The following is a 14,686-nucleotide window of genomic DNA, read 5'->3' on the forward strand; positions in this document are numbered from 1 at the left end:
TGCCCACTGCCCACTGTAGGAGCGAGCTTGCTCGCGATGGTCGTTAACGATGACGCTGGCTTCCTGAATCACCGCGGAGCCCTCAGGTTCTTCGCGAGCAAGAACTAGGCGTCCCTCGCTCCTACAGAAAAGCAGATGGGCGCGGGCTCTTAATCTGCCTACCCATAAAACCGGAGTGAGGGCACGCCGAGCCTAGGCGAGGCACCGATAGATAGGGTAGAAGCGCTTTGGCTACTTTCGTCAGGGCCGGCACTCCGGTTTTCGAAAGTGACACGCCGTAAGGCCGTAACCCTGGGTGGCCGTTACCGCAGCAACAGATATGTATCCCCCCGGACGAACGCAAACTCCAGGCCAGCGCTCAGACCACATCCACCCCAACATGAATCGCATCATGGCGCCAAAATTCAAGGTCACAGTCGATCAACCGTTCATGCTGATCGTAATTGACCCGAGCAATCCGCAATCCCGGACTCCCAACAGAAACCCGTAAAGCCGCCGCAGCTTCAACCTGCAAAGACGTGGGAACAATCTCAAAGCGCACCCGCCCGTAGTGCAAGTCATAATCGCGCGCATACAACTCAGTCATCGACTCATTCAGATCACACTCCAGAATCCCCGGAAAATATTGCGGATTGAGGTAGTGCTCGACATACAAGACCAACCGCCCATCAATCCTGCGCCCCCGGCAAATCTGAATCACGCTGGACAACGCCGGCAGCTGCAACCACGCACACACCGCCGCCGAAGCCGGTTGCAGGCGCGCCGAAATCACTTCAGTGGAAGGCACCCGCCCCTGGGCGCTGACCATGGCGTGAAAGTGGCTACGCTGCATCAGGTTGTACGCAAGCCTGGGCGGCGAGACGAACCAGCCCCGGCGCTCCTCACGATAAATCTGCCCCTGGGCCTCAAGTTGTAACAAGGCTTCCCGCACGGTAATCCGGGTGGTACCAAACAACTCGCTGAGTTTGCGCTCGGCGGGCAGTTTGCTGGCGGGCGGCAGCAGGCCGTGGTCGATCTGCTCTTGCAGCGCCAGGCCAATGGTCGTCACCGCTTTGGTTGCCTCATCACGCATCAACGTTACCTATCTGGACTAGACCAGCACTGTCTGGGTGCAAAAAACATCCCTGAAATTCGTCACTGTCACCGCGAGCAAGCCTAGGCATTGCACATGACCGACAGATGACAGCGCCTTGCGACGCTCTTCCACAAGACCTGCAATACATCGGCCAAGTCCAAGGCTTACGGGCACTTGGGCATGGTCTACGCTTACACGGAAACCGCCTGTACGGGGCAGCAAAAAACGACACAGACATGAAACTGTCATCCATCGGGCCTAAATTGGCTCAGGTATTGCTGACCTAGACCAACACCACCGCAAACGTCGATAAAAACGCAGCGTTGAAAACGCCCAAAGGAGCTTCGGATGAAACAGCTTTTCCTGGCATCACTGTTAGGCTCGACCATTGCCATGTGCACCGCCGCCATGGCTGCTGATACCGATTTGAAAACCCTTGAAGCCGCCGCGAGAGCGGAAGGTGCAATCAACAGCGTCGGCATGCCCGATGACTGGGCCAACTGGAAAGGCACCTGGGAAGACCTGGCCAAGACCTACGGCCTCAAGCACATCGACACCGACATGAGTTCGGCCCAGGAAGTCGCCAAGTTTGCTGCGGAAAAAGACAACGCCAGCGCCGACATCGGCGACGTCGGTGCGGCCTTCGGTCCGATTGCGGTGAAACAAGGCGTCACCCAGCCGTATAAGCCGAGCACCTGGGACAAGGTTCCGGATTGGGCGAAAGACAAGGACGGCAACTGGGCGCTGGCCTACACCGGCACCATCGCTTTCATTGTTAATAAAAAACTGTTGCACGGCTCCGACGTACCCACACGCTGGGCCGACCTGAAGACCGGCAAATACAAGGTCTCCATCGGTGATGTGAGCACTGCGGCCCAGGCTGCCAACGGTGTACTGGCAGCAGCCATCGCCTTCAAAGGTGACGAAAAGAACATCCAGCCGGCGCTGCTGATGTTTGCCGATATCGCCAAGCAAGGTCGCCTGTCGCTGGCCAACCCGACCATCGCCACCATGGAAAAAGGTGAAGTGGAAGTGGGCGTGGTCTGGGACTTCAACGGCCTGAGCTACAAGGCCAAGATGGCCAACCCGGATGACTACGTGGTGCTGATCCCGTCCGATGGTTCGGTGAAATCGGGCTACACCACCATCATCAACAAATACGCCAAACACCCGAACGCCGCCAAGCTGACCCGCGAATACATTTTCAGCGATGCCGGCCAACTCAATCTGGCGCGCGGTAACGCCCGCCCGATTCGTGCTGAAACGGACCTGAAACTGCCTGCCGACATTGCCAAGAACCTGATCCCTTCCGAGCAGTACACCGCCGCCAATCCACAACCGATCAAGGATGCCGACGCTTGGGAGAAAACCTCCAAGGCACTGCCACAGAAATGGCAGGAAGAAGTCATCATCAATATGCAATAAGGCTTCAGGCCCACTGAAACCTAAAAGAGGAGCGCGGTCAGTGTGGGAGCAGGTTTGCCTGCTCCCACATCTTTGATCCGGTTCCTGCAGCCAAACCGAATCAAGCCCATTTGTCGCGGAGTTCCAGCCCCTATGAAGCACAACGTCATCCTTGTCGTGCTCGACGGCCTGAACTACGAGGTTGCCCGGCATGCCATGGGGCATCTTCAGGCTTATATCGGCGCAGGACGCGCAGCACTCTACAAACTGGAATGTGAACTGCCGGCCCTGTCGCGGCCGCTGTACGAATGCATCCTCACCGGCGTGCCACCGATTGAAAGCGGCATCGTCCACAACAACGTCTCGCGCCTGTCCAACCAGCGCAGCATCTTTCATTACGCCACCGACGCGGGCCTGACCACAGCGGCGGCGGCTTACCACTGGGTCAGCGAGCTGTATAACTGCTCGCCGTTCAACGCCGCACGGGATCGTCATACCGACGACAAGTCACTGGCGATCCAGCACGGGCACTTCTACTGGAATGACCACTACCCGGATTCCCACCTGTTTGCCGACGCTGAGCACCTGCGTCTCAAACACGCACCGAACTTCCTGGTGGTGCACCCGATGAACATCGACGATGCCGGCCACAAGCACGGCCTCGACACCCCGCAATATCGCAACAGTGCGCGCTCGGCCGACATCATCCTCGCCGACTACCTGCAAGGCTGGCTCGACGCCGGTTACCAGGTACTGGTGACCGCCGACCACGGCATGAACAACGACCGCTCCCACAACGGCCTGTTGCCCGAAGAGCGCGAAGTACCGCTGTTTGTCCTGGGCGATGCGTTCAGTCTCGATCCCCAGGCCCGCCCCAAACAAACCGAACTGTGCGGTACCGTCTGCGCCCTGCTCGGCGTTGCCCATGACAAACCTGTGTGCCGGGAGCTGTTGACGTGAATTCAGTGATCCGTGGCAAGTGGCTGGCTGCCTTGTGTCTGGTGCCCTTTGCCATCGTCTTTATCGTGTTCCAGATCGCGCCGCTGTTCTGGGTGCTGGTCAACAGCTTGCAATCGGAAGAGTTCGGCTGGGGCCTGGCCAACTTCACCAAGATCTTCAGTTCGAAGTTCTACCTGCAGGCAATCCAGTACAGCCTGGAGATCAGTTTCTACTCCAGCGTGTTCGGCATCATCATCGCCGTACTGGGCAGTTACTCGTTGCGGCGGGTGGATGGGCCGCTGCGCAACTTCGTCACCGCCTTCGCCAATATGACCAGCAACTTCGCCGGCGTGCCCCTGGCCTTTGCCTTCATCATCCTGCTGGGGTTCAACGGCAGCATCACCATCATGCTCAAGCAGGCCGGGATCATTCAGGACTTCAACCTGTACTCCAAGACCGGGCTGATCATTCTCTACACCTACTTTCAGATTCCCCTCGGCGTATTGCTGCTCTACCCCGCCTTCGACGCCCTGCGCGAAGACTGGCGCGAGTCTGCCGCGTTGCTGGGGGCCAACGGCTGGCAGTTCTGGCGGCATATCGGCTTGCCGGTGCTGGCGCCGGCGCTGCTGGGCACCTTCGTGATCCTGCTGGCCAACGCCCTGGGCGCCTACGCCACGGTGTATGCGCTGACCACCGGCAACTTCAACGTGCTGCCGATCCGTATCGCGGCGATGGTTTCCGGCGATATCTCCCTGGACCCGAACATGGCCAGCGCACTGGCTGTAGTGCTGGTGGCGCTGATGACCGTGGTCACGGTGGTGCACCAACTGCTGCTCAAGAGGAGCTACCATGTCTCGCGCTGAAGCCAGGTCGGCCGTCCTCTACCATCGGGTAGTGGTCTATCTACTGTTTGCGATCCTGGTACTGCCGCTGCTCGGCACCCTGGTGTATTCCATCTCCAGCAGTTGGTCGGCGACCATCCTGCCCTCAGGCTTTACCTTCAAATGGTATTGGCAGCTGTGGAGCGACCCGCGCTTTCTCAATGCCTTTGGCCAATCGCTGCTGGTGTGTGTCGGCGCGTTGATCCTGTCGGTGGTGCTGATCCTGCCGTTGCTGTTCGTGGTGCATTACCACTTTCCCCGGCTCGACGCGCTGATGAACATCCTGATCCTGCTGCCCTTCGCGGTGCCGCCGGTGGTGTCGTCGGTGGGGCTGTTGCAGCTGTATGGCTCTGGGCCGTTTGCCATGGTCGGCACGCCGTGGATTCTGATCGGCTGCTACTTCACCGTGGCGTTGCCATTCATGTACCGGGCGATCACCAATAACCTGCAAGCCATCAACCTTCGAGACTTGATGGATGCCGCGCAACTGCTCGGCGCCAGCACCTGGCAGGCGGCGTTCCTGGTGGTGCTGCCGAACCTGCGCAAGGGCTTGATGGTGGCGCTGCTGCTGTCGTTCTCGTTCCTGTTCGGCGAATTCGTCTTCGCCAACATCCTGGTGGGCACCCGCTACGAAACCCTACAGGTGTACCTCAACAACATGCGTAACGGCAGCGGCCATTTCACCAGCGCTCTGGTGATCTCCTATTTCTTCTTCGTGCTGCTGCTGACCTGGGCCGCCAATATCTTGAACAAGGACAAAAGCCAATGAGCTTCGTCAGCGTCCAGCATCTGCAAAAAGGTTATTGCGGGACCCCAGTATTCAGCGACATCAATTGCGAAATCGCCAAGGGCGAGTTCGTCACGCTGCTCGGCCCCTCAGGTTGCGGCAAGTCCACGCTGCTGCGTTGCATCGCCGGCCTGACGTCGGTAGACAGTGGGCAAATTCTCTTGGACGGCCAGGACATCGTCCCGTTGAGCCCGCAGAAACGTCATATCGGCATGGTGTTCCAGAGCTACGCGCTGTTCCCCAATATGACGGTGGAACAAAACGTCGCCTTCGGCCTTCGCATGCAAAAGGTCAACGCCGACGACAGCCACAAGCGCGTGCAGGAAGTGCTGCAATTGGTGGAACTGAAAGACCTCGCCGGCCGCTATCCGCACCAGATGTCCGGCGGCCAGTGCCAGCGCGTGGCCCTAGCCCGTTCGCTGGTCACTCGCCCGCGCCTGCTGTTGCTGGATGAACCGCTGTCGGCCCTCGATGCACGGATTCGCAAGCATTTGCGCGAGCAGATCCGCCAGATCCAGCGCGAACTGGGACTGACGACGATTTTCGTCACCCATGATCAGGAAGAAGCCTTGGTCATGTCCGACCGCATCTTCCTGATGAACCAGGGCAAGATCGTCCAGAGCGGCGATGCCGAAACCCTCTACACCGCGCCGGTTGACGTGTTCGCCGCCGGCTTTATCGGCAACTACAATCTGCTGGACGCCGACAAGGCCAGCAAGCTCTTGCAGCGGCCCATCACTGGGCGCATCGCCATTCGCCCGGAAGCCATTGAGCTAAGCCGCAGTGGTGAACTAGACGCGCTAGTGCGCAGCCATAGCCTATTGGGTAACGTGATCCGCTATCGCGTCGAAGCCCGAGGAGTGGAACTGGTGGTGGACGTGCTCAACCGTTCGGCAGACGACTTGCACCCTGACGGAGTACGCTTGGCACTCTCCATCGATCCCAGCGCTCTATGTGAGGTAGCCTGAGGGATTGAGGATTCAGACGATTTGAGGAAGAAAGACTGATGGCTTTGGTAATTTTTGATCTGGACGACACCCTGATCCACGGCGACTGCGCGAGCCTTTGGAGCGAGCAGATGGGCCGGCTGGGCTGGGTCGACCCGGAATCGTTCATGCGCAAGAACAACGAACTGATGCACGCCTACAGCAAGGGCGAGTTGGCCATGGAGGTCTTCATGGACTTCAGCCTGGAGCCGATGATTGGCCGCACCCCGGAAGAAATCGAGCATTTGGTTGAGCCGTGGGTGGAAGACATCATCGAGCCGCTGATCTACAGCGATGCCACCAAGACCATCGCCCAACACCGCAAGAACGGCGACCGTATCCTGGTGATTTCAGCCTCGGGCACCCATCTGGTCACGCCGATTGCGGCGCGCATCGGCATTGATGAAGTGCTGGGAATTGAGCTGGAAGTCAAACATGGCGTGTACAGCGGCAATACGGTGGGTGTACTGACCTACCGCGAAGGCAAGATCACCCGCTTGCTGGAGTGGCTGGATAAGGAAGGCGAGAGCCTGGAAGGCGCGTCCTTCTATTCCGACTCGCGTAATGATTTGCCGTTGTTGCTCAAGGTGGATCACCCGCAGGTGGTGAATCCAGACCCGGTGTTACGTGAGCATGCTGTAAAGGCCGGTTGGCCGATTCATCACTGGATCTGAAAACCCCTGTGGCGAGGGGGCTTGCCCCCTTGCCACAATAATTCCTGCTCCCGATTAGTGGGTCACTTCAAGGTTTCGTCGATCACCAACACCAACTTCCCGGAAATCTGGTTGGTCGCCAATTCGGCAAACGCCCCTTCGGCATCCTTGATCGGGAATGTCTTGGCCAGTTGCGGGCTCAAGCGCCCCTCGGCAAACAGCGGCCAGACATGCTGGCTCAAATCGCTGAACAAATCGGCCTTGAACTGATCATCACGACTGCGCAAAGTCGACCCCAGCACTTGCACACGCTTGGCCAGCACCTGGGCCAGGTCCAGCTGGGCCTCGCGACCGCCCATCAGGCCAATCAGCACCCAACGACCGTCGCGAGCCAGTAGCTTGAGGTTCAGCGCAGCGTAGTTACCGCCCACCGGATCAAGGATGACGTCGAACGGGCCGAAGTCATTGAGGCTCTCGATACCATCAGTACGTACCACACCGCCCTGGGCGCCCAGGCCCTCACAATACGCCAGACGCTCTGCCGAGCCTACGCTGACCCAGCACGGGCTGCCAAAGGCCTTGCACAGCTGGATCGCCGCCGAACCCACGCCACTGGCGCCAGCATGCAACAGCACCTTTTCACCAGGCTTGAGCGCCGCCAATTGGAACAGATTGAGCCAGGCGGTGCTGTACACCTCCGGCAACGCCGCCGCTTCGATCAACGACAAACCTTGCGGCACAGGCAGCACATGCCGCGCGTCGACCACCACTTCCTCGGCCATGCCGCCACCGGCCAACAGCGCGCAAACCCGCTCACCGACCTGCCAGGACGAGCCGGCACCGACTTCGCTGATCACCCCGGAACACTCCAGGCCCAGCACTTGGCTGGCGCCGGGCGGTGGCGGATAAAGCCCCGACCGTTGTAATAAATCGGCCCGATTTAATCCAGCAGCTGCCACGCGAATGCGCACTTGCCCTACATCGCACGTAGGACTTGGTTCTTCAAGCCACTCCACATGACCGTCAACGCCTTGCAATGCTTTCACAGTGCCTCCATAGTGAGTCTGGACTGAGCCCGTTGCTGTAGCGCCGGGCTTTTTGCATTATGCGACCGGCCCATATGGAACCGGCGACTTCAAAGACGGCCTAATATGCGTTATCAATTGCCCCCGCGTCGAATCAGCATGAAGCATTTGTTCCCCAGCACCGCCCTCGCTCTTTTCATTGGCCTCGGCCTGTTGCCACTGTCGACCAATACGTTCGCAGCCAACAGCTGGGACAAACTTCAGCCTGATCGCGACGAGGTGATTGCCAGCCTTAACGTCGTCGAGTTGCTCAAGCGTCACCACTACAGCAAACCGCCGCTGGACGATGCGCGCTCGGTGATCATCTATGACAGCTACCTAAAGCTGTTGGATCCCTCGCGCAGCTACTTCCTGGCCAGCGACATTGCCGAGTTTGATAAGTGGAAGACGCAGTTTGACGACTTCCTCAAAAGCGGCGATTTGCAGCCCGGCTTCACCATCTACAAGCGTTACCTGGACCGCGTCAAAGCGCGCCTGGACTTCGCCTTGGGTGAGCTGAACAAAGGCGTCGACAAGCTCGACTTCACCCAGAAGGAAACCTTGCTGGTGGATCGCAAGGACGCCCCTTGGCTGACCAGCACCGCCGCCCTGGATGACCTGTGGCGCAAGCGCGTCAAGGATGAAGTCCTGCGCTTGAGGATCGCCGGTAAAGAACCTAAAGCGATTCAAGAGCTGTTGACCAAGCGCTACAAGAATCAGTTGGCGCGTCTGGATCAGACCCGTGCCGAAGATATCTTCCAGGCCTACATCAACACCTTTGCGATGTCCTACGACCCGCACACCAATTATCTGTCACCAGATAACGCGGAAAATTTCGATATCAATATGAGTCTGTCCCTGGAAGGCATCGGTGCCGTCCTGCAGAGCGATAACGACCAGGTCAAGATCGTGCGCCTGGTGCCGGCAGGTCCGGCGGACAAGACCAAGCAGGTCGCTCCGGCTGACAAGATCATCGGTGTAGCCCAGGCCGACAAAGAGATGGTCGACGTGGTCGGCTGGCGGCTGGACGAAGTGGTCAAACTGATCCGTGGACCAAAAGGCACCGTGGTACGCCTGGAAGTGATTCCTCACAGCAACGCGCCAAACGACCAGACCAGCAAAATCGTCTCGATTACCCGTGAAGCCGTGAAGCTTGAAGACCAGGCCGTGAAAAAATCGGTGCTCAACCTCAAGCAGGATGGCAAGGACTACAAACTCGGCGTAATTGAAATCCCGGCCTTCTACCTGGACTTCAAGGCGTTCCGCGCCGGTGATCCTGACTACAAGAGCACCACTCGCGACGTCAAGAAGCTGCTGACCGAACTACAGAAAGAGAAAGTCGACGGCGTGGTCATCGACCTGCGCAACAACGGCGGCGGCTCCTTGCAGGAAGCCACCGAGCTGACCAGCCTGTTTATCGACAAGGGTCCGACCGTGTTGGTCCGCAATGCTGACGGCCGTGTCGACGTGCTCGAAGACGAGAACCCGGGCGCCTTCTACAAAGGGCCGATGGCGTTGCTGGTCAACCGCCTCTCGGCGTCGGCTTCGGAGATTTTCGCCGGCGCGATGCAGGACTACCACCGCGCGTTGATCATCGGCGGCCAGACCTTCGGCAAAGGCACCGTGCAGACCATTCAGCCGCTGAACCATGGCGAACTGAAACTGACTCTGGCCAAGTTCTATCGGGTTTCCGGGCAGAGCACCCAGCATCAGGGCGTACTGCCGGATATCGATTTCCCGTCGATCATCGACACCAAGGAAATCGGCGAGAGCGCCCTGCCCGAAGCCATGCCGTGGGACACCATCCGTCCTGCGATCAAGCCTGCATCGGACCCGTTCAAGCCCTTCCTGGCCCAGCTCAAGGCCGAACATGACGCCCGCCCCGCCAAGAATGCCGAGTTCGTGTTTATCCGCGACAAGCTGGCCCTGGCCAAGAAGCTGATGGCCGAGAAAACCGTCAGCCTCAATGAAGTGGATCGCCGCGCGCAGCACAGCGACATCGAGAGTCAGCAACTTGTACTGGAGAACACCCGCCGCAAGGCCAAGGGTGAAGACCCACTCAAGGAACTGAAGAAAGAAGATGAAGATGCGCTGCCGACCGAGCCTGAAAAAACTAAGCCGGAAGACGACGCCTACCTGAGCGAGACCGGGCGGATTCTGCTGGACTACTTGAAAATCAGCAAGACAGTGGCCAAGCAGTAAATGATGGCAATTTAATATGATCACTCCCCGGAGTGTCATCAAATAGACATCATTCTGTCGTGAAATGAAGGACCGGATACGTAACGTATCCGGTCCTTTTTTTTCGACAGAGAACACCATGACCATGACCGAACAGCTGAATGCCCTGGGTTCCATCCTGGCTCAAGGCAGTTTGCACAGTCTGTTCCAACCGATCATTTCCCTCTCCGAACGGCGCATCCTCGGTTACGAAGCATTGAGCCGCGGCCCGTCCAACAGCCCTTTGCACTCCCCTGTCGCACTGTTCTCCGTGGCCCGCCACGCTGGGCGTCTCAGTGAGCTGGAAATGGCCTGCCGGCAAAGCGCCTGCAGGCGGTTCAGCGAACAGAAACTGCCGGGCAAGCTGTTTCTCAACGTCTCGCCAGAATCCCTGCTGGAAACCGCCCACCAACCGGGACGCACTCTGCAACTACTGCGTGACTTCGGCATTCCTCCCAGCCAGGTGGTGATCGAACTCACCGAACAAACCCCGACCGACGATTTTCAACTGCTGCAAACCGCATTGCATCACTACCGCGCCATGGGGTTTTCGATTGCCCTCGACGATCTGGGCGCCGGCTATTCCAGCCTGCGCTTGTGGTCCGAGTTGCGCCCGGACTATGTGAAGATCGACCGGCACTTTATCGATGGCATCCACCAGGACGCACTCAAGCGCGAGTTCGTCGGCTCGATCCTGCAAATCGCCAGGGCGTCCCGTGCGCAGGTGATCGCCGAAGGTATCGAGTTATCAGAAGAACTGGCCGTGCTGACGGAAATGGGCGTCGACCTGATCCAGGGTTATCTACTCTGCCGCCCTCAGGAACATCCGCCCCAGGAAGCACGGTTAATGTTGCCCAAACCGGACAACACCATCGTGCCCCTCAACGATGAGACCAGCGACCTCAGCGCCCTGCTCAACGAGCAGCCGGCGGTGGGCCAAGACACAGCCACCGCCCAAGTGCTGGAGGCCTTTCGCCGCCAGGCCAACCTCAACTCACTGGCGGTGCTGGATGAGCGTGGCCAGCCCATTGGCATCGTGCATCGACATTCGCTCTCGGACGCGCTGCTCAAGCCCTTTGCCACCGACCTGTTTGCCCGCAAGCCCATCAGCCGCTTGATGAGTGACGACTTTCTCGCCGTGGAGTTGAGCCAGTCCTTGCAACAGGTCAGCCGCCTGCTCACTAGCCGTGCGCGGCAGCGGATTGAAGAAGATTTCATCATCACCCTCAACGGTAACTACCTGGGACTGGGCCGGGTGATTGATGTGCTCAAATTGATTACCGAACTGAAAATCCAGCAGGCCCGCTACGCCAACCCGCTGACCCTGCTGCCCGGCAACGTGCCAATCCAGCAGTGCCTGACGCGGCTCTTGCAGCAGCAGCGCGAATCGGTGATCTGCTATGTGGATATCGACAGCTTCAAGCCGTTCAACGACATCTATGGCTATGGGCGCGGCGATGAAGTGCTGCTGTGCCTGGCGCAATGCCTGAACGATCGGGTAGACCCGAGCCGCGACTTTGTCGGGCACATAGGCGGCGATGATTTTTTGCTGGTGTTGGGTGCCCAGGATTGGCGCAAGCGGCTGAATCAACTAGTGGATGACTTCCAGACTCAGTGCCGACGTTTTTACCGCAGCGAACACCTGGAAGCTGGCTGTTTTATCGCGCTGAATCGGCAAGGGGTGCGCCAGGAGTTTGCGTTGTTGTCACTGTCCATTGGCGTGGTGCATTTGCATCCACAGAGCTGTGGGCATCTCGATGCCAGCCAACTGGCCGAGCTGGCATCGCAGGCCAAGCACCACGCCAAGAATGTGGCGGGGTATAGCATTCATGTGATTGATAGCTTGCGGTTGGAACTGGGGGAGCCAGAGTCCCTGTAGGGGATTCAGCCCAGCTGTTCCAGGCGAATGGCCGCCAATGGATGCCCGGCCTTGGCGGCGATTTTCCACCAACGGGCCGCTTCCACCGGGTCCGGCGCTTTGCCCAGGCTTCCCGCCAGGCTTAACACGCCCACCTGATAAGCCGCCTTGCCATCACCGGCCTGAGCGGCCAGGCGCAGCAAGCGCACCCCCTCTTCACGGGCGCCGAGGCCTTGGCCGCGAAAGGTCAGGATATGCCCGTAGAAACTTTGCGCCTCTACATTCCCCAGATTGGCCATGCGCGCGAACTGACCTTCCAGCCAGTGCCAGCCACGGGGCTGCTGCATGAACCAGGACCAATGAAACAGTTTGCGCGCTAGCCAATAGCTGACATACGCCTTGAGTTTCCAGAGCACTCAGGCCTCCACCGATTCAGGATAATCGTACTCAAACACTCGGACCACTTCCGATGCGTGCCATGATGCGGCAGCGACGCCATCGGACGGCCCGCAAAAGCGACCAAGGCGCTCGACGCACTCAAAAAAACCGGTACGTGGCAGGCGGCTAGCGCCCTGGCTGATCACCAGGGAACTGCGCAACGGATGATCGGCCTTGGCATCCAGGGCCGCCAAATGCTCCAGGGCGGCTGTCAGGGTTTGCATGGCCGGGGTAGGAAATTGCAGGCGCTCCAACAGGGCGCGATAGGTCAAGAGGTGTCGCTGGCGGCGAGCCTGGTCGAGTTCGTTGAGCAACCCATCCCAGTGTTGACGGCTGATGCGCACGCTCACACTTCATCCCTCCAACCGGCGATACCCAGTTCCCAGGCCAAGCTGCGGCGGATGGCGGCATCCGGCTGGCGTTCGCCGCTTTCGATCAAGCCCAGGTACGACGGGCTGATACCCACGGTGCGGGCCAGAGTCTCGATGGCCAGGCCCTTTGCCTCGCGCAAGCTGGACAGGTGCGCCAATGGCCGAAAATCCTGATCGACAGCGGCCTGGGGGATATTCGATGAAGGCGTCGTAGGCTGCTGCAGACCGGCGGTTTTTAACAATGCCTGGTACTGAGCCCATGGCAAAACCGCGTATTCGGGTTCGCCATCCCGTGAAATTATTTGTATATCCATGACTGCCCCGTAGGATCACAACACTTACTGAGTAAGTACTTTCCTTAGGAGTGTAATCCTAACAGCCACAAAGAGCGCAGGGGGATAATCCACGCGCTCAGTTTTTTTTCGGGTTTTCCTGCTCCAGAAGCTGCGGTGTGTCAGGCAGGCGCTCAACCACCGCAAGTTTTTCGGGGCGCTGGCGTTCACGCCAGGCGCGAAAAGCGCTCAGTTCGCCGTCCAGGGTCTTCATGACCCATGCCAGCACGGCAATGTCGTCGAGCATGCCGAACATGGGGATAAAGTCCGGGATCGCATCGATGGGGCTGAGGAAGTACATCAAGCCCGCCACCACCGACACCAGGGCCTTGGGACTGATCGCCCGGTACTCGCCGCGCCAATAAGCCAGGCACAGCGCCTGCAGCAACTTGAGGTCGTCCTTGAGCTTTCCCAGCCGGTTACCCTGGCTGGAGCCTTTGGCAGCCACCGCGAACAACAGGGTCGGCAAACGACCGCGACCAAGAAGGCGTGCGGCCAAAGGCAGGAAACGGGTGAAATTCCAGGGTGCTTTCATTGTCACTCCAGTTCCAGGCGACAGAAAAGGTTATCCACACAAGTTGTGGATAACCTTGTGAACAGAGCGCATTTTCGCGGCTGCAAGGCCCGGATTACAAGGCCCACGGTCAGATCGGGCGTTTTTTGCGCATATAAAAAAAACCCAAGATTTCATTGACTTGGGGGGCATCTGCGGATACCCGCACTCTGGTCTTTTATCAGACTGCCCTCAGTCGCACACGTTCGGTTGGATTTGCACTGGATTCAAAGCACTGTAGGAGCTGTCGAGCTTTAGCGAGGCTGCGATGGCATCGCGGCGGTCTTACAAGGGCTGCGGGGATTGAGAGGTACGATTGCACCAGAAACAACAACGCCCCGTCGAGACGGGGCGTTGGGTGTTCAGCTGCGTGTTACTTGGCAGCTGGTGCTTCAGCCTTGGCCGGGTCCTTGATCGCCAGCAATTCCAGGTCGAATACCAGCACGGAGTTGGCTGGAATCGCCGGGCTCGGGCTCTGGGCACCGTAGGCCAGGTCGGATGGGATGTACAACTCAACCTTCTCGCCCACGTGCATCAGTTGCAGGCCTTCGACCCAACCTGGAATCACGCCGCTGACCGGCAGGTCAATCGGGCTGCCGCGATCTACGGAGCTGTCAAAGGTGGTGCCATTGGTGAGCTTACCGGTGTAGTGAACAGTCACTACGTCGGTAGGCTTGGGCTCAGCACCCTCAGCTTTCTTCACGATCTTGTATTGCAGACCGGAAGCGGTAGTGACAACGCCGTCTTTCTTGGCGTTTTCTTCGAGGAATTTCTTGCCAGCGGTTGCCGACTCTTCACTCATCTTGGTCATACGCTCTTCAGCACGTTCTTGCAGTGCGGCGAAGGCTTCGACCAGTTCGTCGTCTTTCAGCTTCTGTTCTTTCTTGCCGACGGCATCTTCAATGCCCTGGGCGACCGCTTTGGAGTCCAGGTCATCCATGCCTTCCTGAGCCAGGCTTTTGCCCATGTTCAGGCCGATACCGTAGGAAGCTTTCTGCGCCGGGGTTTTCAGCTCTACGCTGGTTTGCGAATCACAACCCGCAAGTACCAGGCTAACCAGGGCCACCGCCGCCGCCAACCGATGCTGTTTCATGCTATTTCCTTGTTCATGCGCCAAAAGGGCAT

General features: G+C 58.8%; 15 protein-coding genes and 1 pseudogene. 9 read left to right on the top strand and 7 right to left on the bottom strand.

Annotation, left to right across the window (positions count from 1 at the left end):
* Positions 1-102: pseudogene (locus AAEZ06_RS26260) on the top strand (outer membrane lipoprotein carrier protein LolA); the annotation flags it as partial.
* A 256-nt stretch (positions 103-358) separates the two neighbouring features.
* Here the strand turns inward: AAEZ06_RS26260 and AAEZ06_RS26265 are convergent.
* The gene (locus AAEZ06_RS26265) at positions 359-1,072 is read right to left on the bottom strand and encodes a UTRA domain-containing protein (RefSeq protein WP_133098989.1); all 714 of its coding nucleotides are present in this window, start codon (positions 1,070-1,072) and stop codon (positions 359-361) included.
* Between the two features lie 351 nt (positions 1,073-1,423).
* Between AAEZ06_RS26265 and AAEZ06_RS26270 the strand changes: the two genes are divergently transcribed.
* The 6 genes from AAEZ06_RS26270 (at position 1,424) to AAEZ06_RS26295 (ending at position 6,746) form a co-directional block, all read left to right on the top strand.
* Positions 1,424-2,500, top strand: a complete 1,077-nt coding sequence (locus AAEZ06_RS26270; RefSeq protein WP_350616973.1) for an ABC transporter substrate-binding protein — start codon at positions 1,424-1,426, stop codon at positions 2,498-2,500.
* A 132-nt stretch (positions 2,501-2,632) separates the two neighbouring features.
* On the top strand, positions 2,633-3,439 hold the full coding sequence (locus tag AAEZ06_RS26275; protein ID WP_350616975.1) for an alkaline phosphatase family protein: 807 nt from the start codon (positions 2,633-2,635) through the stop codon (positions 3,437-3,439).
* On the top strand, positions 3,436-4,281 hold the full coding sequence (locus AAEZ06_RS26280; RefSeq protein WP_133098992.1) for an ABC transporter permease: 846 nt from the start codon (positions 3,436-3,438) through the stop codon (positions 4,279-4,281). Before AAEZ06_RS26275 ends, AAEZ06_RS26280 begins: the two co-directional genes overlap by 4 nt.
* A complete protein-coding gene (locus AAEZ06_RS26285; RefSeq protein ID WP_350616978.1) occupies positions 4,268-5,068 on the top strand; it encodes an ABC transporter permease in 801 nt (266 codons plus the stop codon). The genes AAEZ06_RS26280 and AAEZ06_RS26285 overlap by 14 nt, the downstream gene beginning before the upstream one ends.
* Complete coding sequence (locus AAEZ06_RS26290; RefSeq protein ID WP_350616980.1) at positions 5,065-6,054, top strand: ABC transporter ATP-binding protein; 990 nt, start codon at positions 5,065-5,067, stop codon at positions 6,052-6,054. Before AAEZ06_RS26285 ends, AAEZ06_RS26290 begins: the two co-directional genes overlap by 4 nt.
* A 38-nt stretch (positions 6,055-6,092) precedes the next feature.
* Positions 6,093-6,746, top strand: a complete 654-nt coding sequence (locus tag AAEZ06_RS26295) for an HAD family hydrolase (protein ID WP_350616982.1) — start codon at positions 6,093-6,095, stop codon at positions 6,744-6,746.
* A gap of 62 nt (positions 6,747-6,808) precedes the next feature.
* Here the strand turns inward: AAEZ06_RS26295 and AAEZ06_RS26300 are convergent, their stop codons facing one another.
* Entirely contained in the window at positions 6,809-7,771 is a 963-nt protein-coding gene (locus AAEZ06_RS26300) for a zinc-binding dehydrogenase (RefSeq protein WP_350616984.1), read from the bottom strand.
* Between the two features lie 138 nt (positions 7,772-7,909).
* Between AAEZ06_RS26300 and AAEZ06_RS26305 the strand changes: the two genes are divergently transcribed.
* Positions 7,910-9,991: a carboxy terminal-processing peptidase gene (locus AAEZ06_RS26305; protein ID WP_350616986.1), complete on the top strand. Its 2,082-nt coding sequence runs from the start codon at positions 7,910-7,912 to the stop codon at positions 9,989-9,991.
* Between the two features lie 118 nt (positions 9,992-10,109).
* Positions 10,110-11,888, top strand: coding sequence for a bifunctional diguanylate cyclase/phosphodiesterase (locus AAEZ06_RS26310; protein WP_149411511.1), 1,779 nt, complete (start codon positions 10,110-10,112; stop codon positions 11,886-11,888).
* Positions 11,889-11,893: 5 nt separating this feature from the next.
* Here AAEZ06_RS26310 and AAEZ06_RS26315 read toward each other — a convergent pair whose 3' ends face one another.
* The 5 genes from AAEZ06_RS26315 to bamJ form a co-directional block, all read right to left on the bottom strand.
* Positions 11,894-12,283, bottom strand: a complete 390-nt coding sequence (locus AAEZ06_RS26315) for a tetratricopeptide repeat protein (RefSeq protein WP_149411510.1) — start codon at positions 12,281-12,283, stop codon at positions 11,894-11,896.
* Positions 12,284-12,655, bottom strand: a complete 372-nt coding sequence (locus AAEZ06_RS26320; RefSeq protein ID WP_350616989.1) for a hypothetical protein — start codon at positions 12,653-12,655, stop codon at positions 12,284-12,286.
* Positions 12,652-12,990 (bottom strand): helix-turn-helix domain-containing protein, encoded by a 339-nt coding sequence (locus AAEZ06_RS26325; protein ID WP_149411509.1) that lies wholly within the window; start codon positions 12,988-12,990, stop codon positions 12,652-12,654. The genes AAEZ06_RS26320 and AAEZ06_RS26325 overlap by 4 nt, the downstream gene beginning before the upstream one ends.
* 97 nt (positions 12,991-13,087) lie before the next feature.
* Positions 13,088-13,543: a YkvA family protein gene (locus tag AAEZ06_RS26330; RefSeq protein ID WP_149411508.1), complete on the bottom strand. Its 456-nt coding sequence runs from the start codon at positions 13,541-13,543 to the stop codon at positions 13,088-13,090.
* 391 nt (positions 13,544-13,934) lie between these two features.
* Entirely contained in the window at positions 13,935-14,654 is a 720-nt protein-coding gene (gene bamJ, locus AAEZ06_RS26335) for a BamJ family beta-barrel-assembly machinery protein (RefSeq protein WP_350616992.1), read from the bottom strand.
* Between the last annotated feature and the right edge of the window lie 32 nt (positions 14,655-14,686).

The organism is Pseudomonas sp. HY7a-MNA-CIBAN-0227, assembly GCF_040310325.1.
Taxonomy (GTDB): Bacteria; Pseudomonadota; Gammaproteobacteria; order Pseudomonadales; family Pseudomonadaceae; genus Aquipseudomonas.

Excerpts from the sequence above, each read along its gene's own strand:
- AAEZ06_RS26295 (WP_350616982.1), top strand. The coding sequence starts at position 6,093 with ATGGCTTTGGTAATTTTTGATCTGGACGACACCCTGATCCACGGCGAC.
- AAEZ06_RS26310 (WP_149411511.1), top strand. The coding sequence starts at position 10,110 with ATGACCATGACCGAACAGCTGAATGCCCTGGGTTCCATCCTGGCTCAA.
- AAEZ06_RS26290 (WP_350616980.1), top strand. The coding sequence starts at position 5,065 with ATGAGCTTCGTCAGCGTCCAGCATCTGCAAAAAGGTTATTGCGGGACC.
- AAEZ06_RS26270 (WP_350616973.1), top strand. The coding sequence starts at position 1,424 with ATGAAACAGCTTTTCCTGGCATCACTGTTAGGCTCGACCATTGCCATG.
- bamJ (WP_350616992.1), bottom strand. The coding sequence starts at position 14,654 with ATGAAACAGCATCGGTTGGCGGCGGCGGTGGCCCTGGTTAGCCTGGTA.
- AAEZ06_RS26330 (WP_149411508.1), bottom strand. The coding sequence starts at position 13,543 with ATGAAAGCACCCTGGAATTTCACCCGTTTCCTGCCTTTGGCCGCACGC.
- AAEZ06_RS26275 (WP_350616975.1), top strand. The coding sequence starts at position 2,633 with ATGAAGCACAACGTCATCCTTGTCGTGCTCGACGGCCTGAACTACGAG.
- AAEZ06_RS26285 (WP_350616978.1), top strand. The coding sequence starts at position 4,268 with ATGTCTCGCGCTGAAGCCAGGTCGGCCGTCCTCTACCATCGGGTAGTG.
- AAEZ06_RS26325 (WP_149411509.1), bottom strand. The coding sequence starts at position 12,990 with ATGGATATACAAATAATTTCACGGGATGGCGAACCCGAATACGCGGTT.
- AAEZ06_RS26305 (WP_350616986.1), top strand. The coding sequence starts at position 7,910 with ATGAAGCATTTGTTCCCCAGCACCGCCCTCGCTCTTTTCATTGGCCTC.
- AAEZ06_RS26265 (WP_133098989.1), bottom strand. The coding sequence starts at position 1,072 with ATGCGTGATGAGGCAACCAAAGCGGTGACGACCATTGGCCTGGCGCTG.